Here is a 520-nt window from a genome sequence, read left to right as displayed (position 1 = left end):
CGCGGCCCAGCAGCGCTAGGAACTCGGCCGGATTTTTCGCCGTCAGCGGCGGTACGATGACCAGCTTGCCTCCGTATAGCAGCGCTCCGTACATCTCCCAGACGGAGAAATCGAAGCAGAACGAGTGGAACAGCGTCCACGCGTCGGACGGACCGAAGTCGAACAGGTTCTTGTCGTTGAACAGGAGGCGCACGACGTTCTTATGCTCGATCAGCGTTCCTTTCGGTCTGCCGGTCGTTCCCGACGTGTAGATGACATAAGCCAGGTTGCTCGGCCCGGAAATCGGCTCCAGGTTCGAAGCGTCCAGTGCATCTTCGGAGTCCGCCCCTCTGTCGCCCCAAACAAAATCATCCAATTCGAAGCGCGTTCCTGCGAAGTCGGTCTTCTCGTGCAGATGCTTTTGAATCAGCAATAACGACGCGCCCGAATCCTCGATCATGAAGCGGATGCGATCCTCCGGGTAGTCGGGATCGACAGGCACGTAGGCTCCGCCCGCTTTAAGAATCGCTAGAATGCCGAC

1 protein-coding gene is annotated in these 520 nt (G+C 58.3%); it reads right to left on the bottom strand.

Annotated elements, in window-relative coordinates; genetic code table 11:
* The coding region (locus AZ66_RS29535; protein WP_044358247.1) for an AMP-binding protein at window positions 1–520 on the bottom strand (520 nt) is incomplete at both ends.

Origin of the sequence: Paenibacillus sp. E194 (assembly GCF_000935845.1) — a bacterium.
GTDB lineage: Bacteria > Bacillota > Bacilli > Paenibacillales > Paenibacillaceae > Paenibacillus_B > Paenibacillus_B alvei_B.
Note: the sequence above shows the minus strand (reverse complement) of the source record. Positions and strands in the feature narration are given on the sequence as shown.